Raw genomic sequence first — 23,564 nt, 5'->3', positions numbered from 1 at the left:
CGGGCGGCAGGGCACTGCACCGGAAGTCCGGCGCGCTGTGGAGAAACGGGTCGATACTGTAGAAAGCAGGTTGGGCCGTCAACTAATGTTTAAGTGATTTTTATTTACTTAAAAATAGCAGAAAAAACTAGAGCTGTATAGGTACTAGTTTAGTATTTGATGATATTCAGGCCCCGTTATGCTACAATGATGCCCATAGCTAGTGTCATTCGTAATGAGGTGTGGGACGATGCGAGGCAGAACATCCAATGAACAATTCCGCATACAGCTGGAAAATATGGTTCAGACGTTACGAAGCGAAATTACCGGGGGGCACTACCAGGTCGGCGATTTTTTGCCCTCCGAGAAAATGCTCGCTTCGCGGTTTCAGTTTGGCAATATCTCGGTGCGCAAAGGGCTGGAGCTGCTCGTCGAGGAAGGGCTCATCGAAAAAATTCCGAAGGTCGGCAATCGCGTGAAGTCGGTTCATTCCCGGCGGGTAACGCTTCGGCTCGCGTGCATTCACGTCACCTGGCGAAATTGCGATTTACAGCGGCTGCTCGACATGTTCCAGCAGAAATATCCCTGGATCACCGTTGAGGTGACGGAGTATCCCGCAGGCAATGCTCTGCCCAAGACCGATATCTTCGTGATCGGCGAGCTGCATTTCAGACAAATCGTGGAGAGAGAGCTTCTCCGTTATTTGAAGCCGCTGACTCCTAACGAAGACGTGCATCCGCTGCTGACGAAACAATTTGTGCATGAGGATCAGCTCTTTTTCAAGCCGGTCGTTTACTCGCCGATTGTCCTTATGTACAACAAAGCTCATTTTCGCGAATCCGGATTGGCGGAGCCGGATGGAAGCTGGACGTGGGACGATCTCATCCGCGCAGGTGAGAAATTATCCGAGGTGGAAGGCCGTTACGGATTTTGCTTTCATGTACCGGACATTAACCGCTGGCCTATGTTTTTGCTGCAAAGCGGAGAACGGTTCGAGTGGGAAGGTACACGGCTCAAATCGATTAAAGGAACCGGGCTGCTCGAAAGCATCAAGCTGATGAAACAGCTTATGCAAAACAAGAAGCTGTTCCCGTCCTTTTTATCCGAAAGCAACCAGGATTTCGTCAAGCCGTTTTTGGAAGGCCGCTTGTCTATGACTTTGGTCAGTTATATGGGCCTGAATTTGTTCGTTCAATCGGACGTTGATCTCGACATCGCTCCCGTTCCTTACATCCATGAGCCGTGTTCACTGATCATCTCGTCGGCGGTCGGCATCAACGCCGCTTCCCCTCATATGGAGGAAGCCGAGCTGTTCGTTGATTTTCTGACGGGGGAGCAGGGGCAGAAGACGATTCAGCAGCATACGACGAGCATACCGGGGCTGCGTTCGCTGTCGCCGACCGATGCGGGTAGCGCGGTGCGGCGTCCGGCCCGGTACGGGTTATACCGGGAGATGATGTTCTCCCTCCGAACGCATATGGATTTGAATTTGACCAGCCGGGAGCTGGCGCTCGTGTTCCGGCAGTTGAAGCAGTACTTCGCCAACATGATCAACGAGGACGAATTATGCGAGGAGATCGCCCGCGTATTGTCGAGAGAATGACGTTTTCTTTTCCCGGACGAGGCTCAATAGAAAGGTGCGGTCAGATTCCGGTATTATACGGATCAAAAGGCTCAACTCCACATCATCGGGTGGGGTTGGGCTTTTTTTGCTGCGAATTCGTCTTCCAGAGCAGGTGCGCATACCATCAGAATCAGATTTTGAAAGAAGCTCTGACCATGCCTGGTTTGCCGGGAGCGACTTTGCATGCTCTGGTTTTTATTTAAACAAAATAATTGGGTATGTAGTTTTTTTATAATCGTTGACACTGCCTTAAATCCAGTGATATAACGATGTTGTGTAGTTTTTAAATTGGTGATTATAAAAATTACAACAAAAAGAAGGATTACGATAATGGAAACCAGAACGGGGGCGGAGGTTGGAGGTTCAGTTTTGAAAGCGTTTCAATTAGCGGGTATTTTTCGAATTGAAAACAAAAAGCGGAGGTCGTGTTCTCATGAACAGGAAATTGCATTTGGTAGTTGCGTCTCTTTCGATTGCGGCTATGCTGGCCGGTTGCTCGTCTTCGAATAATCCGGAGCCGAGCGAGGCGGCAAAACCGGTGGAACCGGAACCGAGCGGTCCGGCAGAAATCAACTTGGTCACGCCTGACGCTACGATAACCGCCGAATATTTGGAGGGGTTGCGGAAGAAGTTTCCGAACTATACGATCAACCACATCGATCAATCGCAAAAAGGCAAGACGATTGAAGATCTCATCACGACAGGCGTGCCGATCGATATCGTCGGCCGGGCGGGCACCGGGTTCTACAGCGATGTCGTGAATATGAAGCTTGAAGTGGACATGAGCCCTTATATTAAAGAGTACAACATCAACTTGAACGAATTCGAGCCGCAGCTGATCCAGTACATCCGGACTATATCGAACGGAGGCATGTACGGAATTCCCGGCGGATCGGCGATCAATCACTTGCTGTTTTACAACAAATCGATCTTCGACAAGTTCGGGGTGCCTTACTTGAAGGACGGCATGACGTGGACCGAAGTGATGGAGGTGGCCGCCAAGCTGACAAGAAGCGAGAGTGGAGTGAACTACTACGGATTTACCGGCCATCTCGGCGTGATGACGTCCTGGAATCAGCTCGGCATCTCGCTCGTCGATCCGAAAACGAATAAACCGACGATCAATACGGATGAACGCTGGAAATCGTACTTCCAGATCGTCTACGGAAACCCGGCGCTGAACGAAGCGTACCGCAGAGACAACCGGGCGTTTTCCGGCAGCACGACCAGACTGATCGAAGGCAAAACGGGGATTTTGCTGTTTAATGCTGGTATCGCCCTCGTCACGAAGGAAATGCAGGAGGAGACGATCAACTGGGATATGGTGTCGCTGCCGTCGTTCAAAGAAGCTCCGAATACGGGGAGCCCGATGAATTCGACGATCTGGGGATTGACGAAGCAGACGCGCAACAAAAAAGCGGCGATGGAAGTGCTCGCCTACCTGGTATCGGACGAAAACTTGCTGCCACTCGCCAAGAAAGGGTACCTCGTTCCCAAAATCACCGAGCCGTTCATCAAAAACTTCGCGTCCGAAGCAAAACCGGCGGGTAAAAACTGGAAAGCGGTCATCTACAACAAATACGCACCGTTCCCGATTACGAATAAGAGCGATGCCGCCATTTCGGCGATTCATACCAAATATATCGAGTCGATCATCAAGGGCACTACCGATATGAATACCGCGCTTCGCATGGCGGAGGAAGAAGCTCAGAAAGTGATCGATGCGAACTCAAGGTGAGGCAAACATGACAACAACGTATTCAATAGCTGTAATCGGAGCCGGTCAAATCGCGCATACCCATCTGAGGGCGCTGCAAAGCTCGGAAAGAGCCCGCCCTGTCGCGATAGCCGATGTGCTCGAAGAACGGGCGCAGCAGCTCGGTTCGGAGTATGGCTTAATAGCTTATACGGACTACAAACAGATGGTACTGGAACAAAAGCCGGATCTGGTGATCATCACGCTGCCGCATTTCTTGCACAAAGAAGCCGCGGTCTGGTGCGCCGAACAAGGGTGCCACATGTTGCTCGAAAAACCGATGGCGTTAAACGTCGCCGAATGTATGGAGATCAACGCTGCCGCTGAGCGCAACCAGGTGGTTGTGGCCGTCGGTCATATGCAGCAATTTTTCGCCGAGCATATCGCAGCGAAGTCGATTATCGCATCGGGGCAGCTCGGCGAGCTGGTGATGGTGAACGATAAACGGTGGGGGAACTATTTCCAGGCGAGCCGTCCGGCATGGTTTCTGGAAAAGGCGAAGTCGGGCGGCGGCGTGGTCATCAATCTGGGCAGTCATTCGATCGACCGGATTCAATGGCTGACCGATAGCCGGATCGCCGCAGTAAGAGCGAGCATGACTTATCGGAGCTCAACCGACGTGGAGGGAAGCGCCGCCTTGTTCATGGAGACGACGTCCGGCGTACCGGTTACGGTCTCGCTTTCCGGCTACAAAGGCGTTCCCGCCAACGAGACGGAGCTGCTGTTCACCGGCGGCGCGTTGCGGATCGGCATCCGGAGAGGACTGTCGATCGGAACCGACGGCACCTATACGCCGGTTCCCGTTCCGCCGTCGGCCGATGCGTTCGTCGCCCAGTTGGAGAGTGTGCTGGATGCGGTGGAATACGGAACACCGCTCTCCATATCCGGCGCTTACGGCCAGTCCGTCGTCGCCGCCGTCGAGGCGGCGTACCGTTCTCACGAGACCGGGACGGAGCAGCAGGTCAGCCAGATCCCGGAGCTGCTTCGGGCTAACCGAAAATGAAGGTTTGGGTTAAGAAACGCCAAACAGAAACGAGGGCGTGAAGGACGATGAATACGGACAAATGGGCGGTATTGGCGGAAATGCCGTCAACCCCCGCCGCCGATGGCGGGCTCGCGGAGAAGGAATGGAGCGAAGCTGCCGTATTGGACGATTTCCGGACGGCTTACTTCAACGAACGGGTAGCAGACGGTCCCCGCTACAAGCTGGCCTATGATTCAACCCATTTGTATGTTGCGGGCACGTTTGCGTCGGAGGATCGGCCGGTTTTGGACAAAATCGAGCTGGTCGTAAGTACGATGAAGCCCGGGGAACCGCATTATGTCGTCTCCATTCCGGTTACGCCTGCTGCTAAAGCGATCAAGACGGGCTGGGGGGAGGCGGATTTACAGCCAATCAGCGTGCAAGTACATGCTTGCACGCTGAAGGATGCCGGAGACCGGACGGTTGTGGAGGCCAAGGTTTCCTGGTCTTCGCTCGGCTCCGCACAGCCGTCATCCGGGACACAATGGCGTATGAATGTCGTACACGTCCATCATCTGGGCTCGAAACCGTTGATCAGCTGGATTCCGGTGCGAACCTCCAGGTTTTGGGACACGGGCAGCAGCATCGTTATGGTGAATGGCAATGTAATCGATGAAGGCCGGCTGGGGAGTCTGTTTTTCGCCAAGACGCCGACCGGTCGGAGATGGGTCCCGCAAGAAGCGGGACTCCGTTACGTCGATTTCACGCATAAGGAGGTATCGTTCAAGGAGGACGGGATCACAGGTTCGCAGCAATCGGAGTTTGCGCTGAAATGGAAAGCTCCTGCAGGCGATTGGATGCCGCTGCCCCGGGTAAGAAGCAGTACGGACGGAACGCGCCGCGTGTTAACGTTCGAGCATCCTCCCGTTTCCGCTCGCGGTCTGATCGAGCTTCAGGTGTATGTTTATCGCGGGAATTGTCCCGATGACGGATTATTTGCGATCCTTTCGTTCGACCGGGACGAATGGATTGAAGCGGGGCTTGCCGTGTCGGCCAAGGCTGATTCGGCCGAGAGTCCGGTTCGCGTGCAGCCTGAGCCCGCGTCCCGCCATGTGTTGCATACGCTGGAGCTGATTCCGGACAAAACCGGATTTATTTTTACCGGTCTGCCGGAAATGCCCGAGCTGCATCCGGACCAGCTGTTCAAGCTGTCGGATGACCGTAGGAGCCTCGTCTCGATCAAAACGGGAACCGTATACCCGAGCGCCCGGTATCCGGAAACGAAGGTCATAACGGCGATCAACCGGAAGGGCGAAGCCGTGGACTATCCGTATTATGAGGACCAAGCAGGCAAACGTTACTTTTTGTCCGCCCGACTCTGGTATTTGCAAAGGCACTACACCGTTGCAGAAACGGAAACGATCGCCGGGACGGATGCGCTTGGTGCGGCGAGGCTGCTGTACCGGTTTGCCGAAGTATACGAAGGCTATGTGCCGACGACCGATTACATCTGGCACAACTATCCGATCAGCATAACGTCCGGCCCGCCGTTTAATTATTGGGGCGGCATGTGGTGCCGCTGGTCGGTGGCCGAGCTGAACAGCCTGCGTCCGCTGCTGCGCGCTTACGATCGGGTCAAGCAGACGAACGCCTTCGACGTGTTAAGTGAGGAAGTTGGGGAAGATGTGGACCGGAAGATTGTCCGGGACATGTTCATTCCGTCGATCCAATATGCGCTCGCTTATCCGTACGTGCTCGGGAATATGAATTTTACGCAATGGCTCGGATTGATCGAAGCCGGCAAAGCGCTGAACGAGCCGGATTATATCCACAACGCCTTCCAGTGGATGGAGGATTATGTGGAGACTCAGTTTCTGTCCGACGGCTACTGGAGGGAAGTCGCGCCGTCGTATCACGTGCAGTCGACGAACGGTCTGGCCCAGGCTGCGGACGCATTGTCCGGCTACAGCGACCCGGACGGCTACGTATCGCCGCGTACCGGCAGACGGTTTGACAATCTGGATATGAGGACCGTGTACCCGGCGATCGGAATGTCGGTCCGCAATAACAAGCTGCTTGTATACCCCGACGGAAAGCTGCTGCCGCTTCAGGATGCGTGGGCGTCCGACATGGCCGGATCACCGCTCCTGGATGCCGGTCCGCTGCTGATGCCTGCGGCGGGAATCGCACGGCTCACGGGGGGGACCGGAGCCGATCAGACGCAGGTATGGCTGCAGTTCGAGCCGAAATACGGTCATAACCATTACGGACCGCTGCAGCTGAATCTGTATGCGGCAGGGCAGGAGCTGCTTCCCGATCTCGGCTACACGTATACGAAGGACCGGGCGTTCACGTTGTCGGCGATCGGGCACAACACGGTCGTCGTGGACAGCAAAGATATGAAAATCGACGAAGTCTCGAAGCACGGCGGCCGCATCAGTCTGTTCGCGCCGATCGGAGACGTCCAAGCGATGCGGGCGGATCAGAAGGAAGCTTACGAAGGTGTGGACCAGTACAGCCGGGAGCCCTGGCTCATCTTGTTTCCGGGCGCGGAGGAGGGCGAAGGCTACCAGGTCGATCTGTTCCGCGTATCGGGCGGCAGCCGCCACGAGTATACGCTGCAGGGAGACGCGAACCGCGACGCCTGGTTTGAAACCGCCCTGGAGCTGGGCGAGCACGGTCCGCATCTGCTGCCTCCGGGTACGAAGGTGAAGGAGGCGGAGCAGTTTAACGAACGGGGGAGCGCCGAAGGCCATTATTACGGCTACATCTCCATCCGGGACGTCAAGCGGGCGCGATTGTCGGGCGATCGCTACGAGGTTACGCTGGTCACGAGCGAGAACGGATCGGAGAAAGCGAAAATGAACATAACCGGCTTACTGGAGCCGGGCGGTAATGAACTGTACCTGGCCCGCTCGCCGTCGATCCGTTCGACGCGGCTGTCGGGCAAAATCGCAGATACGAACGACGAAGCGGCGAAGTACGATATGCCGAAGCTGGTGCTCAGACGCGACGGCACCCGGCTGCAAAGCACGTTTGTTACGGTGATGGAGCCTTATGCGGGAGCGGCGGGGCCGCGCATCGAGACGATCGATCGGCTGCAGCTTAGCGAAGGGCCGGAGGGGGCTTTGGCGATCCGGGTAACCTACGGCGGCATTACGGATCTGCTGATCAGCTCGACCGGACATCCGGATCAGACGATTGTCGCGGACGGGGTGACGATGCGCGGGAAGATGGGTTTTGTCCGGACCGAAGACGGGGTCGTCCGGTCGATGTATTTGATCGGCGGCACGCTACTGTCGGCAGGCGGCGTTGCCTTAACGGGTATAGGCACGATTCGGGGCGAGATTACGTCGACGAAACGGAAGGCGAACGGTGACCCGTACAACGGTTTCGTCACCTGCACGCCAATCGGCGCTGCCGCAGCGGACGCTATGCGCGGAGCCTATGTCGTCGTGACCCACCCGGACGAATCGACGAACGGATACCGGATCAGAGAGACGATCGGCGATTCTGGCTCTACTGTTATCGTATTTGACGAATATGATCCGGGCTTCGAGATTCGCCCGGACGGTACGTCGATCATGAGCTATTACCCGGCCAAGCGCTGGAACGGTACGCATACGTTTACGTTTGACGGCATCAGCGTTTATGACAGCCGCTCGCCGCAGCCGGAGTCGGAGCCGGTCCATCAGCAAGCCGGTAAAGCCCCGCACTCCGTGCAGCATTAATAAGACTTTCAAAAGTGGGGGGCCTAGCGGGAGAAGGAGCAGGTTCAAAAATAAGTGTTTGACTGGCGGGGGAGTTGTGCAGGGGAGTCAGCCTGCATAGCCCCCCTATTTGCGCTTTACCGGCCAGCTCTGGGGGCGGCTGACCGTCTTGATTTCAGGATACCGGCTTCGGGCGGCAGGAGGGGGGGACCGCAGCAGCGGTATGCATGACCGGGACGGCAGGAAATCCGGCCGTTGAACGCGAATAGATGTGGATGGCAGATCGTGTCTTTGCTTTCTAAAATGAATGAATCAGGAGTTCAACTATGGAGCGGATTTATGAGTACCTAAAAGCCAGCCAAGGAGAAATCGCAGATGATCTCGAACGGCTCGTAAAAGCGGAATCCCCCTCGCTGGACAAAACGTTGACAGACCGGTGCGGGGAACAACTCCGGACGATGTTCGTGCATCATCTTGGCATCGATGCGGAGCTTTTCCCTCAGACGGCTGTCGGCGATCATATGCGGTTTACTTACGGTGAAGGCGAGTCGCAAATTTTGATTTTACTGCATTTCGATACTGTGTGGGAAGCCGGGCGTTTGTCGTACCGGGTAAAGGGCGGCAAAGCGTACGGCCCGGGTATTCTGGATATGAAGGGCGGGATCGTGCAGTCGCTATGGGCCGTGAAAGCGCTTAAGGAATCCGGCTGGAAGCCCCGGCATAAAATCGTGTTTCTGTGCACAAGCGACGAGGAGATCGGCAGCGGCACTTCGCGCGCCCTTATCGAGGAAGAAGCCGGGAGAAGCGAAGCCGTGCTCGTTCTCGAGCCGCCGGTTGCCGGGACGGGAGCGCTGAAAACGTCGCGAAAAAGCGTCGGCAAATACCGGATACAAATCCTTGGCAAAGCCGCTCATGCGGGAAATCATCATGAGGACGGAATCAGCGCGGTGGAGGAAATGGCGCGTCAGATCATCGAACTGCACGCCTTAACCGACTATGCCAAAGGAACGACGGTGAATGTCGGCGCTGCGGGTGGTGGAAACCGGGCCAATGTGGTGGCTGAATACGCGGAGCTCCAGGTTGACGTCCGCACCGTCAATCTGGAAGAATCCGAGCGCATCCATCAACGGATCACCGGATTGCAGCCGTTCTTGCCGGGTATTATCCTGACAGTCGAGGGGGGCGTCTCCCGCCCGCCGATGGTGCGGAGCGATCAGACGCAAAGGCTGTTCCGGCTTGCTTCCGAGTGCGGTACGGAGCTTGGTCTGGCGTTGCAGGAGAGCGCGGCCGGGGGCGGCAGCGACGGAAACTTTGCCGCGGCTCTCGGGATCCCAACTTTGGACGGTCTGGGCGCAGTCGGCGAAGGCCCTCATGCCGAATACGAGCATGTGGAGCTGGATCATCTGCCCGTCCGGGCCGCGTTGCTGGCCAAACTGTTGGTCCGCCTGCAGACGTCCGGGGAGCAAGACTGACCTTGCCCTTGCACGAAGGGCCGCACCGGGTGAGACAGGGAACAACGGAGTAATGTTCTCGTGATCCGCAGCTCCGGTCCTATCCGCAGAATTTCCCGGCAGTAAGGCGGCGGCCGGGAACCGGGTCATTTCCGGTTCTTATGCAGAAGAAAGCCCGGTTTCAGCCGGGCTTTTCCGTGTTAAGGCCGTTTTCCGAACGCCGATAGTCGCTGGGTGTCATGCCGGTCACTTTTTTGAACATACGGATAAACGACGTGACGTTCACGTAACCGACCCGGGCCGAGACGTCGCGGATCGGGGTGCTCGACTTGGCGAGCAGCTCCTTCGCTTTGCCGATACGCACTTCGTTCAAATAGTCGGAAAAATTGCTGCCCGTTTTTTCCTTCACGTACCGCGACACGTAGCTCGGCGTCAGTCCGAGGCCGCCCGCAACGCGCTCCAGCGACAGATCTTCGTGGTATTTGCTGTGGATGCTGTCCAGAACGAATTCGACGACAGGGTCTTTTTTCTCTTTCCGTTCGGCGATCCGGCTTGACGCCTGCGAGAGAAACCGTTCGAATAGCTGCCGGTATTCGTCCACGGAGGCGCAGAGCTTTATTTCCTGGTAAGGGGACTGCCGGTCCAGCACGGAATCGATGTCCACATTGGCAGCGACCATCGCTTTGATCGTTTTGGCGACGATTTCTTTGGCGAACGAGCGGAACTGCTCCTCGGTCGCACCGTCCTTCACCATACGGCGCAGGGCGCGTTCGATGAGCAGCATGACATTCTCCGCTTGACCGCTCTGCAGGTTGGCATACAGTTCCTGCTCCTGCGCGGGGGAGAATCCGACATAAAGCGGCTCCGGCTCGAGCGAGCGCAACAGCTGCGTTTCCGTCAGCAGCTTGCGCCGCCCGACCATTTCGAGTGTATCCTCATACGATTCCGTTATGCTTCCCGGCTGTACGAGCACGGGATTAAACGCCACGGTCAAATAGCCGTACTGCTTGTCGCGGTCGAACACCGACTTGAACCTCTCCAGCGCTTCGAATACGCCTTTCGCCTCTCCGTCCGTGAAGAGCAACGCCAGCACTTGATTTTTCTCGGTCTGTAGCGTTACCGATTCCGGATATTTCTCGGATAGCGAAATGCCGATGAATTCTTTGATGAAAAACATCGCGCGCTCCTGTTCCGCCGCCGGAAGTTCGCGAAACCGTCCGGTCATCGACAGCTGGAACACGATGAGATAAAACGGCTTTTCCGCAATCGGCAGCTCGTTCGGCCGGGTGTAGATGTTTTTCAGCTTACGGATGTAGCCCAGGTGCGTCAGATGCGATTGCTGGTTGCGCAGGTCGCGGCTGATGTCTGTATTCGTCTGCAAAAATTGCTTTACGTTCGCGTCGATAAACCCCAGTTCGTCAATTCGCTTCGAGGAAGGGGACTGTATCTGCGGACCGTATCGTTGAATCGTCTCGATAATGTTTTGAATCGGCGTGTAGAAACGGATGCTGACGAAGACGGACAACGCCCCGCTGATGACGAGCGCCAGGACGAGCAGAAGGAGCAGCACGACATTGATCCGCGACATCTGATTGGCGATTTTCTCGTTCGGGATGACGAGCGTGTACGTTAGTCTGGTGACATCGCCTTTTCGGAAAAAAAAGTAGTGGTTATCCGCCTTCACATAGTCCTTCGTCAGGTCGAGCCTGTCGGAGGAAAGCGCGAAAGGACGGCTCCGGTCGGAGCTGAACAAAGTGCGGCCGCTCTCGTCCAGGATGTAGAAATAGCCGGCGGTCCGGCTGTCGAATGTGCGGAACATGCTTTCAGCATCGAGCAGAGCGGTGATATACATATTTTTATCGGTCGTCGATTTCAGTACGAGCGGGAAAAAGTCGCCCTGACTCATTTGCTGCGAATTAGTAAATTCCGCCTGCTGGTACAGACGCAGCTTGAACCCGGCGTCGAACTGGCGCTGCCAGAAGTCAACTCCGTACGGGGCGCTTCGGTACGTGCTCGCGTACAGCGATTCGAGCCGGTCGGGACCGCTTTGATGCACGACGAACGAGTTCATCTTGAATTGGACGATAACGTCCTGCAAAAACAGCATGTCGTTTTCGCGGATATCGCGGATTCGCTTGACGAGCTGATTGACGGCGTCGTTCGCGGCAGAACGGTCGGCGTCGAACAAGTAGGACAGCTGGTTGTTGAAGAACAGCCCGACGAGCGAAAGCTGTACGGACTGGATATGATTCTCGTACCGGTCGGCCATATGGGACAAATTTTGTTGGCTGCTCGTCGTAATCTCGTCACGGATGTTCCGGTGAAAGAAGGTGTACGAGACGAGGTTGAACGTCAGCAGGAGAACGATGACCGCGATGAACCCGGAAAGGAGTTTGACGAATAACGAGTTCGTTTTCAAAGCCGTCCCCTCCATATGGAAACGCTTTCTATTCATGGCGATGCCACAATCGGAAATAGGAATGCCGCCTTGACTAAATAAGGGTATTACGAACATCGTTCCAAGTCAATAGCCGCGCAGTTTACATATTTTATAGTAATTCGCATCATTTGATGTGCCGCAACGTACGTATACGATTGCAAAAATAGATACTGGCACTAAGGGGGCGGCGAATGTATGGTTATATATGAAAGCGGTTACTTCCGCATTCGAAACCGAAAGGAAAACGGCATGCGTTTCGATAGAAAGGGGGATCACATGCGATTCGGCTATGGGCGGGGAAGTGTGAGCATCGCGGCGGCTGCCGCTGTAATGCTGCTGGCCGGCTGCATGGAAACGCCGGGCAGCCGGGCGACGCGCGCGGAGCCACCCGCCGCGTATGCCGGAAAGACAGGAGAAAGTATCTTCCCCTACAATCCGCCTGTCGAGCTGTCGACGGTCGGGATGACGCTGCCTGTACAGGTTTACCCGCAGGGCGACGACATGAACAACAACGCCTGGACGCGTCATCTGAGAGACAATCTCGGCATTATCGTCGAGAAATGGTGGGAGACGTCTCCCGGGCAACTGGAGCAGAAGACGAATCTGATGATTGCCTCCGGAAACGTCCCGAATTTCTTCATCGCCACGCCGATGCAGCTCGTCCAGCTGGAACGGGCGGACTTGATCGAGGATCTGTCGCACGTATACCCGCGGCACGCTTCTCCGAACGTTCGCAGCGTCATCGAGGAAGCAGGTCCCGAAGTGCTGGAGGCTGCAAAAATCGAAGGCAAACTGATGGGCATCCCGTTCACAGGCGTGGCCAAAGAGTCGGTGCCGGTCCTTTGGATCAGGGAAGATTGGCGGACCAGGCTGAACTTGCCGCAGCCGGAAACGATGGACGATGTGATCGCCATCGCCGAAGCGTTTGCGACCCGGGACCCTGACGGCAACGGCCTGCACGATACATTCGGGCTGGCACTGGACAAATCGCTGTCGATGGCAATCGGACTGCTGAACGGCTACCACGCGTACAAAGGCGTCTGGATCGAGGAGCCCGACGGCCGGCTCGCGTACGGCAGCATCCGGCCGGAAATGAAGCAGGCGCTCGGCAAGCTGCGGGAGATGTACCGGTCCGGTCTGATCGATCCCGATTTCGGGATGAAGGAAGGAGGGAAGGTGTACGATTCGATCGGCGAAGGGAAAATCGGCATGGCGTACGGTTCGATATCGGCGAATACGCTGTATACGCAAACGCCGGACAGCCGCTGGTTCGCCTACCCGGCGCCTTCGGCGGACGGCGGGAAAACGCGGGTGCAGTACGGGCTTAATTTGCACATGGGCTTCTGGGTCGTCAAGAAAGGAACGCCGCATCCTGAAGCGGTACTGCGCATGGCCGACGAATTCGTCAAAAAATTTTACCTGAACACGGACGACAACGTGTACAAGCAATTCAACTACGATATCGAGCAAAAAATGTCGATCTGGCACCAGGCGCCCGTTAAGCTGTACAAGTCGTACAAAAACGCCGAAATATCCGCTCATCTCGAACCGTTTCTGACCGGGGTCAAAGTGCCGACCTTCGCTGAGAAGTCCGCTCTTACACCGGAGGAGCGGGAGAAGCTCGTGCTGATTCAGGAGTACTTGACCGGCAGATCCGCGGATTGGTCCGTCATTGCGCGCAACGGTTTGCATGGCGGCGGAACCGTCATCTTGGATTATGTCAAAAACGGCCAGCTGCTGGCCGACCGGTTTTACGGATTGCCGACCAAAACGATGGTGCTGAAGCTGGCGAGCTTAACGAAACTGGAGGAGGACGTGATGAAGCGGATCATCCTCGGTGCGTCGCTTGACGAGTTCGATTCATTCGCAGAAGACTGGAAGAGGCTGGGCGGTAGCGATATCACCGCGGAAGTGAACAGATGGGCGGGCTCCAGATGACGTAACACCGGCACACTTACGGATAAGAGGGAGGAAAAAACTGTGGCGCGTTATGTGAAAATCAGTTGTTTATCGGCTCCGCAGCTGCGGGTGCCGCCGGAGACGGGCTTGGAGGAGACGGTTGTCCGCATGATCGCTTATTGGGAACGCCAGCTGGAGCAGGTGCTCCCGGACCGGCCCGATCTGATCGTGCTCCCGGAATGCTGTGACAGGCCGGAGAAGGCCGGATATACTCCCGAACGGATGAAGGAATATTACCGGTACCGCGGCAACCGGATTCGCGATTTTTTCGCCCGCGTCGCCGCGGAACGGAACTGCTGGATCGCTTATTCCGCAGTACGCGAGCTGGAGGACGGCACGTTCCGCAACTCGACGCAGCTCCTCGACCGGACCGGCACCGTGGCCGGTACTTACAACAAAAACCATCTCGTTGAAGGCGAGCGAACGAACGGCGGCATGCTGTATGGCAAAGACGCCCCTGTGTTCGAAACCGAATTCGGACGAGTCGCCTGCGCGATATGCTTCGATTTGAATTTTGACGAGCTGCGCTTGAAGTACGTGCAGAATAAGCCCGACCTGATCCTGTTCTCGTCCGCATACCACGGCGGGCTGATGCAGCAATATTGGGCGTACAGCTGCCGCGCCCATTTCGCGGGATCGGTTTATACGCACGCGACGAGCTCGATCATTTCACCGGTCGGCGAGATCATCGGGACCAGTACGAACTACTATCATTATGTGACGCAGACGGTCAACCTCGACTGTGAAGTGATCCATATCGATTACAACGAAGCCCAATTCCGCAAAATCAAAAACAAATACGGTACGAAGGTAAACATTCACGATCCGGGGCTGCTCGGCTCCGTGCTCCTTTCGAGCGAAACCGATGATTTTACCGTGCAGGACATTATCCGCGAATTCGGCCTGACTCCGCTCGACGATTACTGGAAGCGGGCGACGGCGCACCGGTGCGCTCCAGGCAATCTGGAGTCGTAACAGGCATAACGAAAAGGGGTGTCGAGATGCGAAAACGTTGGTTGAAGGGATTCATCGTGCTGTGCTCGGCGGGGCTCGCGCTGGCCGGCTGCTCCGGCGGCAATGGGACTTCCCCTCTGGTGGCGAAGCCGGATGCTGCGAAACCGGAAGTCGCCAAACCGGAGCCGGTGACGATCAAGATGGCCGCGCACAATTCGGTGATGACCCAGGACGAAATCAAAAAATATATCACCGATCCTGTTGCCAAACAGTATCCGCATATTACGCTGCAGCTCGTCGACATAGCGGAAAAAGGGAAAACGCTCCCGGAGCTTGTGGCGGCTAAAGACATCCCGGACATCTACGCCAATTTCCCGCTTAATCTGAATGATTACGTCCAGCTCGGACTCGCTTACAATATGGATGAAATGATCAAGAAATACAAGTTCGATCTGAACCGGATTCAGCCCGAATTCGTCGAATCGATCAAAATTGGCAGCAGCCTCGACTATTTGACAGGTTTGCCGATGTTCAACCAGTCGTTTGCTTTGTTTTACAATAAAGATTTGTTCGGACGAATGGCAACGCCGTTTCCGAAGGACGGCATGACCTGGGAGCAGGTGCGCGATATCGCCATCAAAATGACGAGAAGCGAAGGCGGTGTCCAATATTGGGGGCTGTGGCCGGACGGCGTGTATCGGGGAGCTTATCAGGTGAGCTTGCCATGGGCCGACTTTAACGCCAATAAGCCCGTGTTCCAGACACAGGGATGGAAAGATTTGTTCGCGATGTGGTACGACTTATACAAAATTCCGGGTTACGCGCCGAAGGGCACGAACTATTCGAAGGAATTCAATGAAGGCCGGCTTGCGATGATGAGCGGTTCGACGTCGACGCTGAAAAACATGCTTACCGTGAAAGATCTGAACTGGGACGTCGTCACGTATCCACAAAATCCGAAAGCTCCGGGCGTCGGGCAGCGGGTCGATTCGTTCACGCTGGCGATAACCGCCCAAAGCAAACAAAAGGATGCCGCGTTCCAGGTCATCTCCGTCATCTTGTCGGATGAAGTGCAGCGGCTTATGTCGCGGGACGGTCGGTTGTCGGTGTTGAAGAATACCTCGATCCAAAACGATTTCGGCGGCAACGTGCCCGGTTACCAGTCGAAAAACGTCGTGGCGTTTACGAAGCCGAAGCTGGCCGTTTTGCAAACCTTCAAAAATTTGCCGGCCGCGACGATTATCAACCAGTCGTTCGATGCGATGCTGTACGAAGGGAAAGACGTAAATACGGCTCTGCGCGAAGCCGACGAGAAAATGAGTCAGGCGATTCAGCAGCAGTTGAGCAAGTAAGCGGTGCGGAATACGCCAAGGGTATACGAGAGATGGAGGCTGCCGATAAAGATCGGCGGCTTTTTTATATCGGCTAACCTAAGACTCCGGGGCGACGCGGCAACGCAGAAATAAGCCTGAAGCGAGAAGCCGCTCCTATGGCTTGTTGTCGCAGGTTGCCTATCGACTAAAATGTTGCCGATTCATAAAGGAATTGACTACCTGCGTTTGCCCGCATATAATTAGGTTACCAATATAATTAGTAACCAAATTATTAGGTGTCCAATGTATGATGAACGAAGGGAGTCAGACTCTTATGCGCAAACGCGGAGTGACCTATGACACGGGATTCTTAAGCGAAGGGATGAGTACACACCCTGATTTCGATTCTGCGAGAGTGTCCCGGGAGATGGACATTATAAAGCGCGATCTGCATTGCTCTGCCGTACGAGTGACTGGCGGCGAGCCCGATCGTCTCGAAATCGCCGCACAAGCGGCAGCTGCGGCAGGCCTCGAGATCTGGTTCTCCCCGTTCACCAACGATCTTGACCAGGAAGAGCTTCTCGATTTGCTCGCGGACTGTGCAGAGCGTGCCGAACGTCTGCGGATCTCTGGGGCGGAAGTGGTGATGGTAACGGGCGCCGAACTTATGCTTTTTACCCGGGGATTCCTTCCCGGCGAGACTTTGCAGAAACGTCTCGCGGTGTTATCCGATCCGGCGGTTAGCCGGGCCTCGTTCGCGAATCTGCCGACGCTGCTCAACGGCTTCCTGTCACGAGCTGCAGACGTTGTGCGAGCCCGGTTCGGCGGACGTATCACGTACGCGGCCTTGCCCAGCGAACCTGTGAACTGGGAACCGTTCGACTTCATCGCCGTCGATGCCTACAACTCGGCCGACGTTGCCCATCTTTATACCGATTCCATCAAGAAGCTGGCCAGCGGCCATAAACCTCTCGTCATCTCCGAGTTCGGATGCACGACATTCAAGGGGGCCTACGATCTGGGTGCAAGAGGCATGTTTATCGTCGAATGGGACGGTGCACGTGCCGTTCGGCTGACCGGAAGCTACGAACGTAATGAGTCCGAGCAGAGCGAGTACTTTAACGATTGTGTCAACGTTTTCGAAGAAGCCGGGGTTGACACTGCATTCTGGTGTACCTTTGCTTCCCACAACTTGCCGTACGACGAAGACCCCGATCATGATTTCGACCGGGCTTCTTACGGGATTGTGCGGGTGCTGAAAAAAGACAACGGCACGACATACCCCGATCTGCCGTGGGAGCCCAAAGAAGTATTTTATACGATCGCAGCACGAAATGCAGCCGCTACAAGCTCTTAGTAAAGCTGCACGGGTAGCAACTGAAGCCAATCTGCATCGGTATGTGGTTCCAATGAATTCGTATACGGGAAGTGAATGAATTGTCGGATGAACAAAAAAACATAGCACAGCAGCTGATGGAATCGTACTTTCAGTCGCAGGCCGGCGGAAATATGATGCAGAATCGCTCCATTTACAATCAAAAGCCAGGCGAGATCATGGTTCTTTATTTTATCAGCATGAACGTGAAGGAAGACAGTCCCGGGTTGATGGTTTCGGAAATAAGCGGCAAATTGAATGTGACTTCGCCAACCGTAACGCAGCATATTAAAAGTCTGGAAGCGCAGGAGCTAGTCGAACGCCAGGCCGATCCTGCCGATCGGCGAGTCGTCAGAATCTTGCTAACGGACAAAGGTAAAGCGTATATCCAACGAATTAATGAGGCCCGCCTTCAAATGTTCGTAGGTCTCGTCAAACATTTGGGGGAGGAAGATAGCCTGCTCTTTGCCGAATTGATGAGAAAAGCTTCGGAATATATGCTTAAACAGCAGGAATTTTATATCCGGAGCTTTTTGGCGGATGAACATGCAGACAAATGAGTTAGTGGTGATCTGATTTCTGGGTACGTCGCACCGATTTTATAAATGGCCGACTAGTCTTACTCCGACGGTTCAGGCGAACCAGCAGCAGTTCTACGACTGTACCAAAGACTCAAGATGTCAAGAAAATGCAAACAAGCTATAAAACCGAGGGTTGAGTAAGCGTTTCCAAAATGGCAATTCCGTTATATTGTGAGATTTTTTCTAAATACCCGCGCAGAGTGGGACAGCGTGCTGATGTCGGAGCGGGACAACTCCCAGTACGGCCGTCCGCAAAATATGCTGGTCACTTCAATAGGCGCGCCGCATAAAACCGCACGGGGCGGGGCTTGGACGCCGCTGCGGACAACGGCGACTTATCAGGACTTCGGCGCTGACGCGCAGCACCAATCGTTCGGCGGAACCACGTCCATACCGACCATCTCGCATCCGTCCATCACGTCGACGCAAGTCGCCGACTAAGCTAGACGGGCACGATAGTTCAATAAAACAGCAGCAGTCCAGGACTTATTTTCTCGTCCATGGCTGCTGCTTCGTTTTTTGGTCAGTCTACTACTTATTTTTCGGAAGGTGATGGTTTGTTAATCGAAAAATCGCACGGATGCAATACATCCAGTCTAGTACTTTATTTTCTCTAGACAGATGGAATGAAATTTTGGACCGCAATATGGTACGATGAAAGGGAACTGATATGACTTTATTTTGACTAAAAGGAATGAGACCAAATGAAATTTACGTTAACTTCAACATCGGCTGCGAAAGTGACGGTATATGTGGTAAGCAAAGGAAATTTGCCGGTTAAGCAATTGGGCGGTTACGAGCTGAAGGAGTATGCGGGTGACAAAGGCGCAGTGACGTGGCTGTATGGGCGCGAGTCCGAATCGCATAAACTGCTGGTTGGGCTAGGAGATGAAACGAAGATTGGCCTCGACCAAATCCGCGCTGCAGCAGGCGTTGCGGGTCGCGCAGTCGAGAAGGAGCAGGCGGCATCGGCGGCGATCGATTTCAGCATGCTTTCAGGTGTGATCGGCAGCAAGATCAGCGAGGCGGAAGCTGCATCCGCCTGGGTAGAGGGCTGGCTGCTGGGGACATACGCGTTCGATAAATACAAGTCGAAGAAAAAACAGAGCCATACCGAAAACGTCGAGCTACTGCTGACGGCTTCGAGGGAGCTGGAAGAGGCGCTGCGTCTTGGCGAGATACGTGCTGAAGGTACGAAGCTTGCCCGAGACCTCGGCAACGAGCCCCCAAACTTCCTTCGCCCCGGAGATGTGGTAGAACGAGTATTCGAGCGTTTTAAGGATACGCCGGTGCAAGTGGAAGTATTTATGGGAGAGCAGCTTGAAGAGCATCAAATGAACGGTTTGATCGCCGTAGGCAAAGGCAGCAAATACCCGCCTGCGCTTATCGAGATGCGTTATTGCACCGACCCTTCGAAGCCGCTTATCGCGCTCGTCGGCAAGGGCATCACGTTCGATACCGGTGGGATTAGCCTAAAATCGGGCCGCAATCTAAGCGACATGCGCATCGACATGGGCGGATCGGCTGCAGTGATCGGCGCGCTGGACATTATTGTGAGCAGCCGACTGCAGGCGAACGTCGTAGTGTTCGTAGCGACTGCGGAGAACATGCCGGATGGCGCGTCCATGCTGCCAGGAGAGGTGATCCGCTACGCTAACGGGCTGACGGTTCAAGTAGGCAATACGGACGCGGAAGGGAGGCTCGTGCTCGCGGATGCCTTGATTCGCGCATGCAAGCTCGGCGCCGAGCAAATCGTCGATATCGCTACGTTGACGGGAGCATGCGTTTCCGCGCTCGGCAATAAAATGGCCGGCGTTTGGGGGACTGACGATATGGCCGAAGTTTTGCAGAAGCTCGGCTTGAGAAGCGGCGAACGCGTATGGCCGATGCCGCTGGAGGACGAATACGACGATCTACTGAAGAGCCAGTACGCGGATCTCTGCAACATTACCGGTGTCGCATATGCCGGCGCGATTACGGCTGCATTGTTCCTCCAACGGTTTGTCGAGGCCGGAACAAAATGGGCGCACATCGACATGGCCGGACCGATGGATGCCGGCTCCACTAGCGGCTACGTCGTGGAAGGTCCGACGGGCTATGGAGCGCGTCTTCTGGCCGATTTTGTCGTCGAGCGGTCGAAATAAATTCCGGGCGGATGATCGCCGCCCTATAAGCGAGGCTATCTTTCACGCGAAAGCTCCGTGTGGATAGATAGGAACCGCTCGCAGAACAAACCTGGTATCTACATAGTGAATCGTGAGCTGAAACTCTTATAAATAAAGTGTTGGTACAATCTAAGATAAAGTTACGATTATGTATACACGAGGAAAGGGTGTGCTGGACGTTAGTATGGGGTTTCAATGCCAAGTGCCGATTTTGCCAGTATTAAGTATGGATGATTCTCTTGCATTTTACAGGGATACACTCGGTTTTGATGTGGCATGGGTATGGAATGACAATGGATATGCAGCTGTCAAATGCGGCGGCGTTGAATTTCATTTAGATGTACAAGAATCATATACGACATATCGGGCACACTCCTACCTCTTTGTTGAGGATGTAGAAGAAATTTATGCTGTGTACAAAAGCAAGGGTGTAGACATTGTACAGGAAATCGAACAAAAGCCGTGGGGAGTAAAAGAATTTACCATTCGCGAGCTTAATGGCCACAGGTTTAGAATTGCACAACAAGTATGACGTCCACTTGATCTCCAGACGCTCGTTCAGACAAAGGCAACTCTTATTGGGGCTGCCTTTGCCCTTTTTTGGAGCAGGATAAGCGATCCTTTTGGTGAAATATGATGAGAGCCAGAAGTATACTGCTCAATCAGGAGGAGGTTGTTTTATTGAAATTAAACCAAATCGTTTTGAATGAAATGAACAAACAATTAACACGAATAGAAGCCTGTTTAAACCTTTTGTCAGAGGAACAAATATGGCGCAGATTGAAGCCGAACATGAATAGCATCGGCAACTTATGTATGCATTTGGCGGGGAACGAATATCAACATTTTGTAAGCGGTGTGGGGAAAGCGGCATTTCATCGAACCCGATCAGCCGAGTTTACTATAAACGACGGATTATCCGGAGAAAAATTAATCAAATTGCTCAAAGATGTGAGACAACAGTCTTCCGGCATACTGGAGAACATTACGGAAAGCGATCTGGATACAAGTATCACCATACATTTTTCAATTGAGGATTGGAATAAAATGGTGGTTCGTCCCAATACCGAAACTGAATCCAATTATTCGAGGGATCTGGAGTCGATGCTGGTTCAAGTTTGTGAGCATTATAGTTATCATGCTGGGCAAATTGTAATTCTGACCAAATTATTAATAGATGCAAAGGACAATTTAACAGGAACCTATCATTAACAATAGGGTTAGGAGTGTGCCAGTGGAAAATCTGATACTAGAGTTTTACCAACCGGAGAGGGATCAGGCTGCGATTAGAGCCATGTTTGTATGAGAGTCTTGGCATCAAAGAAAAGTCGTTATACCACTGGCTGACCAAATATTATAAACCGGACACCCGATTGAGCAGACCGCCAAACATGGGATATATGCTGGCACGACCCGGTCATAGTGCCAATCATCAACCTATGCCGTAGACGACGCGACTTCGCGGCTTTGTTTGCTGCTTAGGGTCAATTGCGTTCAATAAGTTTCTTCTTCACGTATAAAATACATATCCAATCGTGGTATAAGGCTTCCATGGGGGCCTCAATTAGAGTTTGTACAAACGGAGAGTATTCCCGATACCGATGATATTCGTTTTGCTATATGTGTTCCTAATATCGAGAAGTATTAAAGGATAACGGAGTAACGGTCGATGAAATCTTCGATCAGGGTGGATGCGGACTCCCGTTTAATCTATATGATTCCGATCACAATAAAATCGAAGTTTGGAGTGGTTATGAAAACCTTTATTGAAACAGAAATGCCGCAGCGGACTAAGCTATAACCTTAGTGTCCGCTGCGGCATTTTGCAGAGAATGAACGCTTCCCAATACTAGTAACAATCTCGATGTTTCCTTCCAAACCTCTGCCCAAGTGATGTCCAACCCGCCATTGTACAACCCTCCATTGAAATAAGTTACTGTAGGTTTATGATAGCTGGGGTACGGGCGAGTCATCTATTCAGCTATTGAATCGGATTCTCAATAATTGCGCGTACGGAAAATTTGTTGCGGTAATCCAGCGGAGAAATCCCCACGGCGGATTTGAAAAGACGATAGAAGGAAGGGATGCTCTGAAAGCCGCTTTCAAAACAAACGTCTGCCGCGCTTAGGTTCGAACTGATCAGCAGCCGCTTCGCTTCGTTAATTCGCAGTTGCAGCAAGTAATCTTTAAAGCTGCGGCCAAGTTCTTCTTGAAACAGATGGCTGGCTCTGGAGGGACTGATCAGGAGAGCATTCGCAATGTCCGTCAACTCGAGCGGTTCCCGGAAACGGTCTTCAAGGATGGCCAAAGCCGGCCGCAGCCGTCGGAATGTATCGTTCATCCGTTTCCATTCGAGCTTCGACATACGGGTTGAATAATGGCGCAGCAGCAGCACACATAGCTCCAGCAAGGCGCTTTTGGCCATGCTTAAATAGCCGTCCTGTTTGGCGTCGAGTTCATGCCACATTTTCTCAATTAATGCCCCGAGCGGTGCAGATAGGGGAGAAGCAGACGTAATGCGATTGTCGAAATGATCGGAGCTATAGGCAAATGGAAGCAGCAACGATTCTTCTTCATCGAATAACAAACGCGGATCGAAATTGATAAAAATAAATGTGCTGGGATTACTTTCATCCGATTGAGCAATATGAAGTTCCCTATTATTTACAATAAAAATATCGCCGACTGCGACCCGGTACCGCTTCTCGCCGAAATAAAAAATGCCGCTGCCGGAAACGCAGAGGCCGATCTCCAAGCTCGAATGATAATGAAACGGCTCCAACTTTTGGCTCGGCGTCCAGCGAAAGGCATTGATCGGAATATGGTTCTCGTAAGTAATATTCAGCCTCATTAGGAACCTCGAATAAAGTATTTTTACCTGGGGCAAAAGATGGATCAAGTGTCAGCTGTTAGGGATGGTGCGGGCCATGCCTCTTCGCATCCTAACGCCCTTGCTACTGGTATTGGCGTAAAGCAGCAATTCGCGCAGCTCGCCGACCAGATATCTTCTGAGAAGATTACGTTATAGATATGCAGGACGGAATCGGGATCGGGATAAACTTCGTGGAAATCCGCCGGGGTTAGCAGGAAAAGACTGCCTCTCTCCAGCGGATGGGAGACTCCGTTCAAGACGTTCGTTCCTGTTCCTTCCGTGATGACGCACGTTTATACGTTCTCGAAACGGCTTCCTGCTACATCCCGTCCTCGGGCAAGCCATACCTTGTGATTCTCATTGCGCTCCGGAATGACGCGCGTTTCCGTAGAGAAATAACGCATCGTATAGCCGCATCTGC

17 protein-coding genes are annotated in these 23,564 nt (G+C 53.8%); 14 read left to right on the top strand and 3 right to left on the bottom strand.

Features of this window, described 5'->3' with window-relative positions:
* Window positions 1-229 precede the first annotated feature (229 nt).
* The 5 genes from AC3Y2E_RS32420 to AC3Y2E_RS32400 all read left to right on the top strand — a co-directional run bounded on the left by AC3Y2E_RS32420 (window position 230) and on the right by AC3Y2E_RS32400 (window position 9,505).
* On the top strand, window positions 230-1,582 hold the full coding sequence (locus AC3Y2E_RS32420) for an extracellular solute-binding protein (RefSeq protein WP_379217411.1): 1,353 nt from the start codon (window positions 230-232) through the stop codon (window positions 1,580-1,582).
* A gap of 454 nt (window positions 1,583-2,036) precedes the next feature.
* Window positions 2,037-3,341, top strand: a complete 1,305-nt coding sequence (locus AC3Y2E_RS32415) for an ABC transporter substrate-binding protein (protein ID WP_379217410.1) — start codon at window positions 2,037-2,039, stop codon at window positions 3,339-3,341.
* 7 nt (window positions 3,342-3,348) lie between these two features.
* On the top strand, window positions 3,349-4,362 hold the full coding sequence (locus tag AC3Y2E_RS32410) for a Gfo/Idh/MocA family protein (RefSeq protein WP_379217409.1): 1,014 nt from the start codon (window positions 3,349-3,351) through the stop codon (window positions 4,360-4,362).
* Between the two features lie 47 nt (window positions 4,363-4,409).
* Window positions 4,410-8,054, top strand: a complete 3,645-nt coding sequence (locus tag AC3Y2E_RS32405) for a heparinase II/III domain-containing protein (protein ID WP_379217408.1) — start codon at window positions 4,410-4,412, stop codon at window positions 8,052-8,054.
* Window positions 8,055-8,359: 305 nt separating this feature from the next.
* Window positions 8,360-9,505 carry a M20 family metallopeptidase gene (locus AC3Y2E_RS32400; protein WP_379217407.1) on the top strand — a complete coding sequence of 382 codons (1,146 nt, stop codon included), beginning with the start codon at window positions 8,360-8,362 and terminating at the stop codon, window positions 9,503-9,505.
* Between the two features lie 160 nt (window positions 9,506-9,665).
* Here the strand turns inward: AC3Y2E_RS32400 and AC3Y2E_RS32395 are convergent, their stop codons facing one another.
* Complete coding sequence (locus AC3Y2E_RS32395) at window positions 9,666-11,903, bottom strand: helix-turn-helix domain-containing protein (protein ID WP_379217406.1); 2,238 nt, start codon at window positions 11,901-11,903, stop codon at window positions 9,666-9,668.
* A 297-nt stretch (window positions 11,904-12,200) separates the two neighbouring features.
* On the opposite strand from AC3Y2E_RS32395, the gene AC3Y2E_RS32390 reads away from it, so the two are divergent.
* The 9 genes from AC3Y2E_RS32390 to AC3Y2E_RS32350 all read left to right on the top strand — a co-directional run bounded on the left by AC3Y2E_RS32390 (window position 12,201) and on the right by AC3Y2E_RS32350 (window position 21,483).
* The gene (locus AC3Y2E_RS32390) at window positions 12,201-13,862 is read left to right on the top strand and encodes an extracellular solute-binding protein (protein WP_379217405.1); all 1,662 of its coding nucleotides are present in this window, start codon (window positions 12,201-12,203) and stop codon (window positions 13,860-13,862) included.
* 42 nt (window positions 13,863-13,904) lie between these two features.
* On the top strand, window positions 13,905-14,858 hold the full coding sequence (locus AC3Y2E_RS32385) for a carbon-nitrogen hydrolase family protein (RefSeq protein ID WP_379217404.1): 954 nt from the start codon (window positions 13,905-13,907) through the stop codon (window positions 14,856-14,858).
* A 26-nt stretch (window positions 14,859-14,884) separates the two neighbouring features.
* Window positions 14,885-16,189, top strand: a complete 1,305-nt coding sequence (locus AC3Y2E_RS32380) for an ABC transporter substrate-binding protein (RefSeq protein ID WP_379217403.1) — start codon at window positions 14,885-14,887, stop codon at window positions 16,187-16,189.
* 295 nt (window positions 16,190-16,484) lie between these two features.
* On the top strand, window positions 16,485-17,507 hold the full coding sequence (locus AC3Y2E_RS32375) for a glycoside hydrolase family 113 protein (RefSeq protein ID WP_379217402.1): 1,023 nt from the start codon (window positions 16,485-16,487) through the stop codon (window positions 17,505-17,507).
* 80 nt (window positions 17,508-17,587) lie between these two features.
* Window positions 17,588-18,085 carry a MarR family winged helix-turn-helix transcriptional regulator gene (locus tag AC3Y2E_RS32370; RefSeq protein WP_379217401.1) on the top strand — a complete coding sequence of 166 codons (498 nt, stop codon included), beginning with the start codon at window positions 17,588-17,590 and terminating at the stop codon, window positions 18,083-18,085.
* Window positions 18,086-18,277: 192 nt separating this feature from the next.
* A complete protein-coding gene (locus AC3Y2E_RS32365) occupies window positions 18,278-18,547 on the top strand; it encodes a hypothetical protein (RefSeq protein WP_379217400.1) in 270 nt (89 codons plus the stop codon).
* Window positions 18,548-18,810: 263 nt separating this feature from the next.
* Window positions 18,811-20,250: a leucyl aminopeptidase gene (locus AC3Y2E_RS32360; RefSeq protein WP_379217399.1), complete on the top strand. Its 1,440-nt coding sequence runs from the start codon at window positions 18,811-18,813 to the stop codon at window positions 20,248-20,250.
* A 190-nt stretch (window positions 20,251-20,440) separates the two neighbouring features.
* Window positions 20,441-20,803: a bleomycin resistance protein gene (locus AC3Y2E_RS32355; protein ID WP_379217398.1), complete on the top strand. Its 363-nt coding sequence runs from the start codon at window positions 20,441-20,443 to the stop codon at window positions 20,801-20,803.
* Window positions 20,804-20,952: 149 nt separating this feature from the next.
* Window positions 20,953-21,483 (top strand): DinB family protein, encoded by a 531-nt coding sequence (locus AC3Y2E_RS32350; RefSeq protein WP_379217397.1) that lies wholly within the window; start codon window positions 20,953-20,955, stop codon window positions 21,481-21,483.
* A 769-nt stretch (window positions 21,484-22,252) separates the two neighbouring features.
* On the opposite strand, the gene AC3Y2E_RS32345 is transcribed toward AC3Y2E_RS32350, so the two are convergent.
* Together AC3Y2E_RS32345 and AC3Y2E_RS32340 are read right to left on the bottom strand one after the other, a co-directional pair.
* Entirely contained in the window at window positions 22,253-23,122 is an 870-nt protein-coding gene (locus AC3Y2E_RS32345) for an AraC family transcriptional regulator (protein ID WP_379217396.1), read from the bottom strand.
* A gap of 44 nt (window positions 23,123-23,166) precedes the next feature.
* Window positions 23,167-23,427: an AraC family ligand binding domain-containing protein gene (locus AC3Y2E_RS32340; protein WP_379217417.1), complete on the bottom strand. Its 261-nt coding sequence runs from the start codon at window positions 23,425-23,427 to the stop codon at window positions 23,167-23,169.
* Window positions 23,428-23,564 lie beyond the last annotated feature (137 nt).

The sequence above is a fragment of the Paenibacillus sp. MAH-35 genome (genome assembly GCF_058135425.1).
Note: the sequence above shows the minus strand (reverse complement) of the source record. Positions and strands in the feature narration are given on the sequence as shown.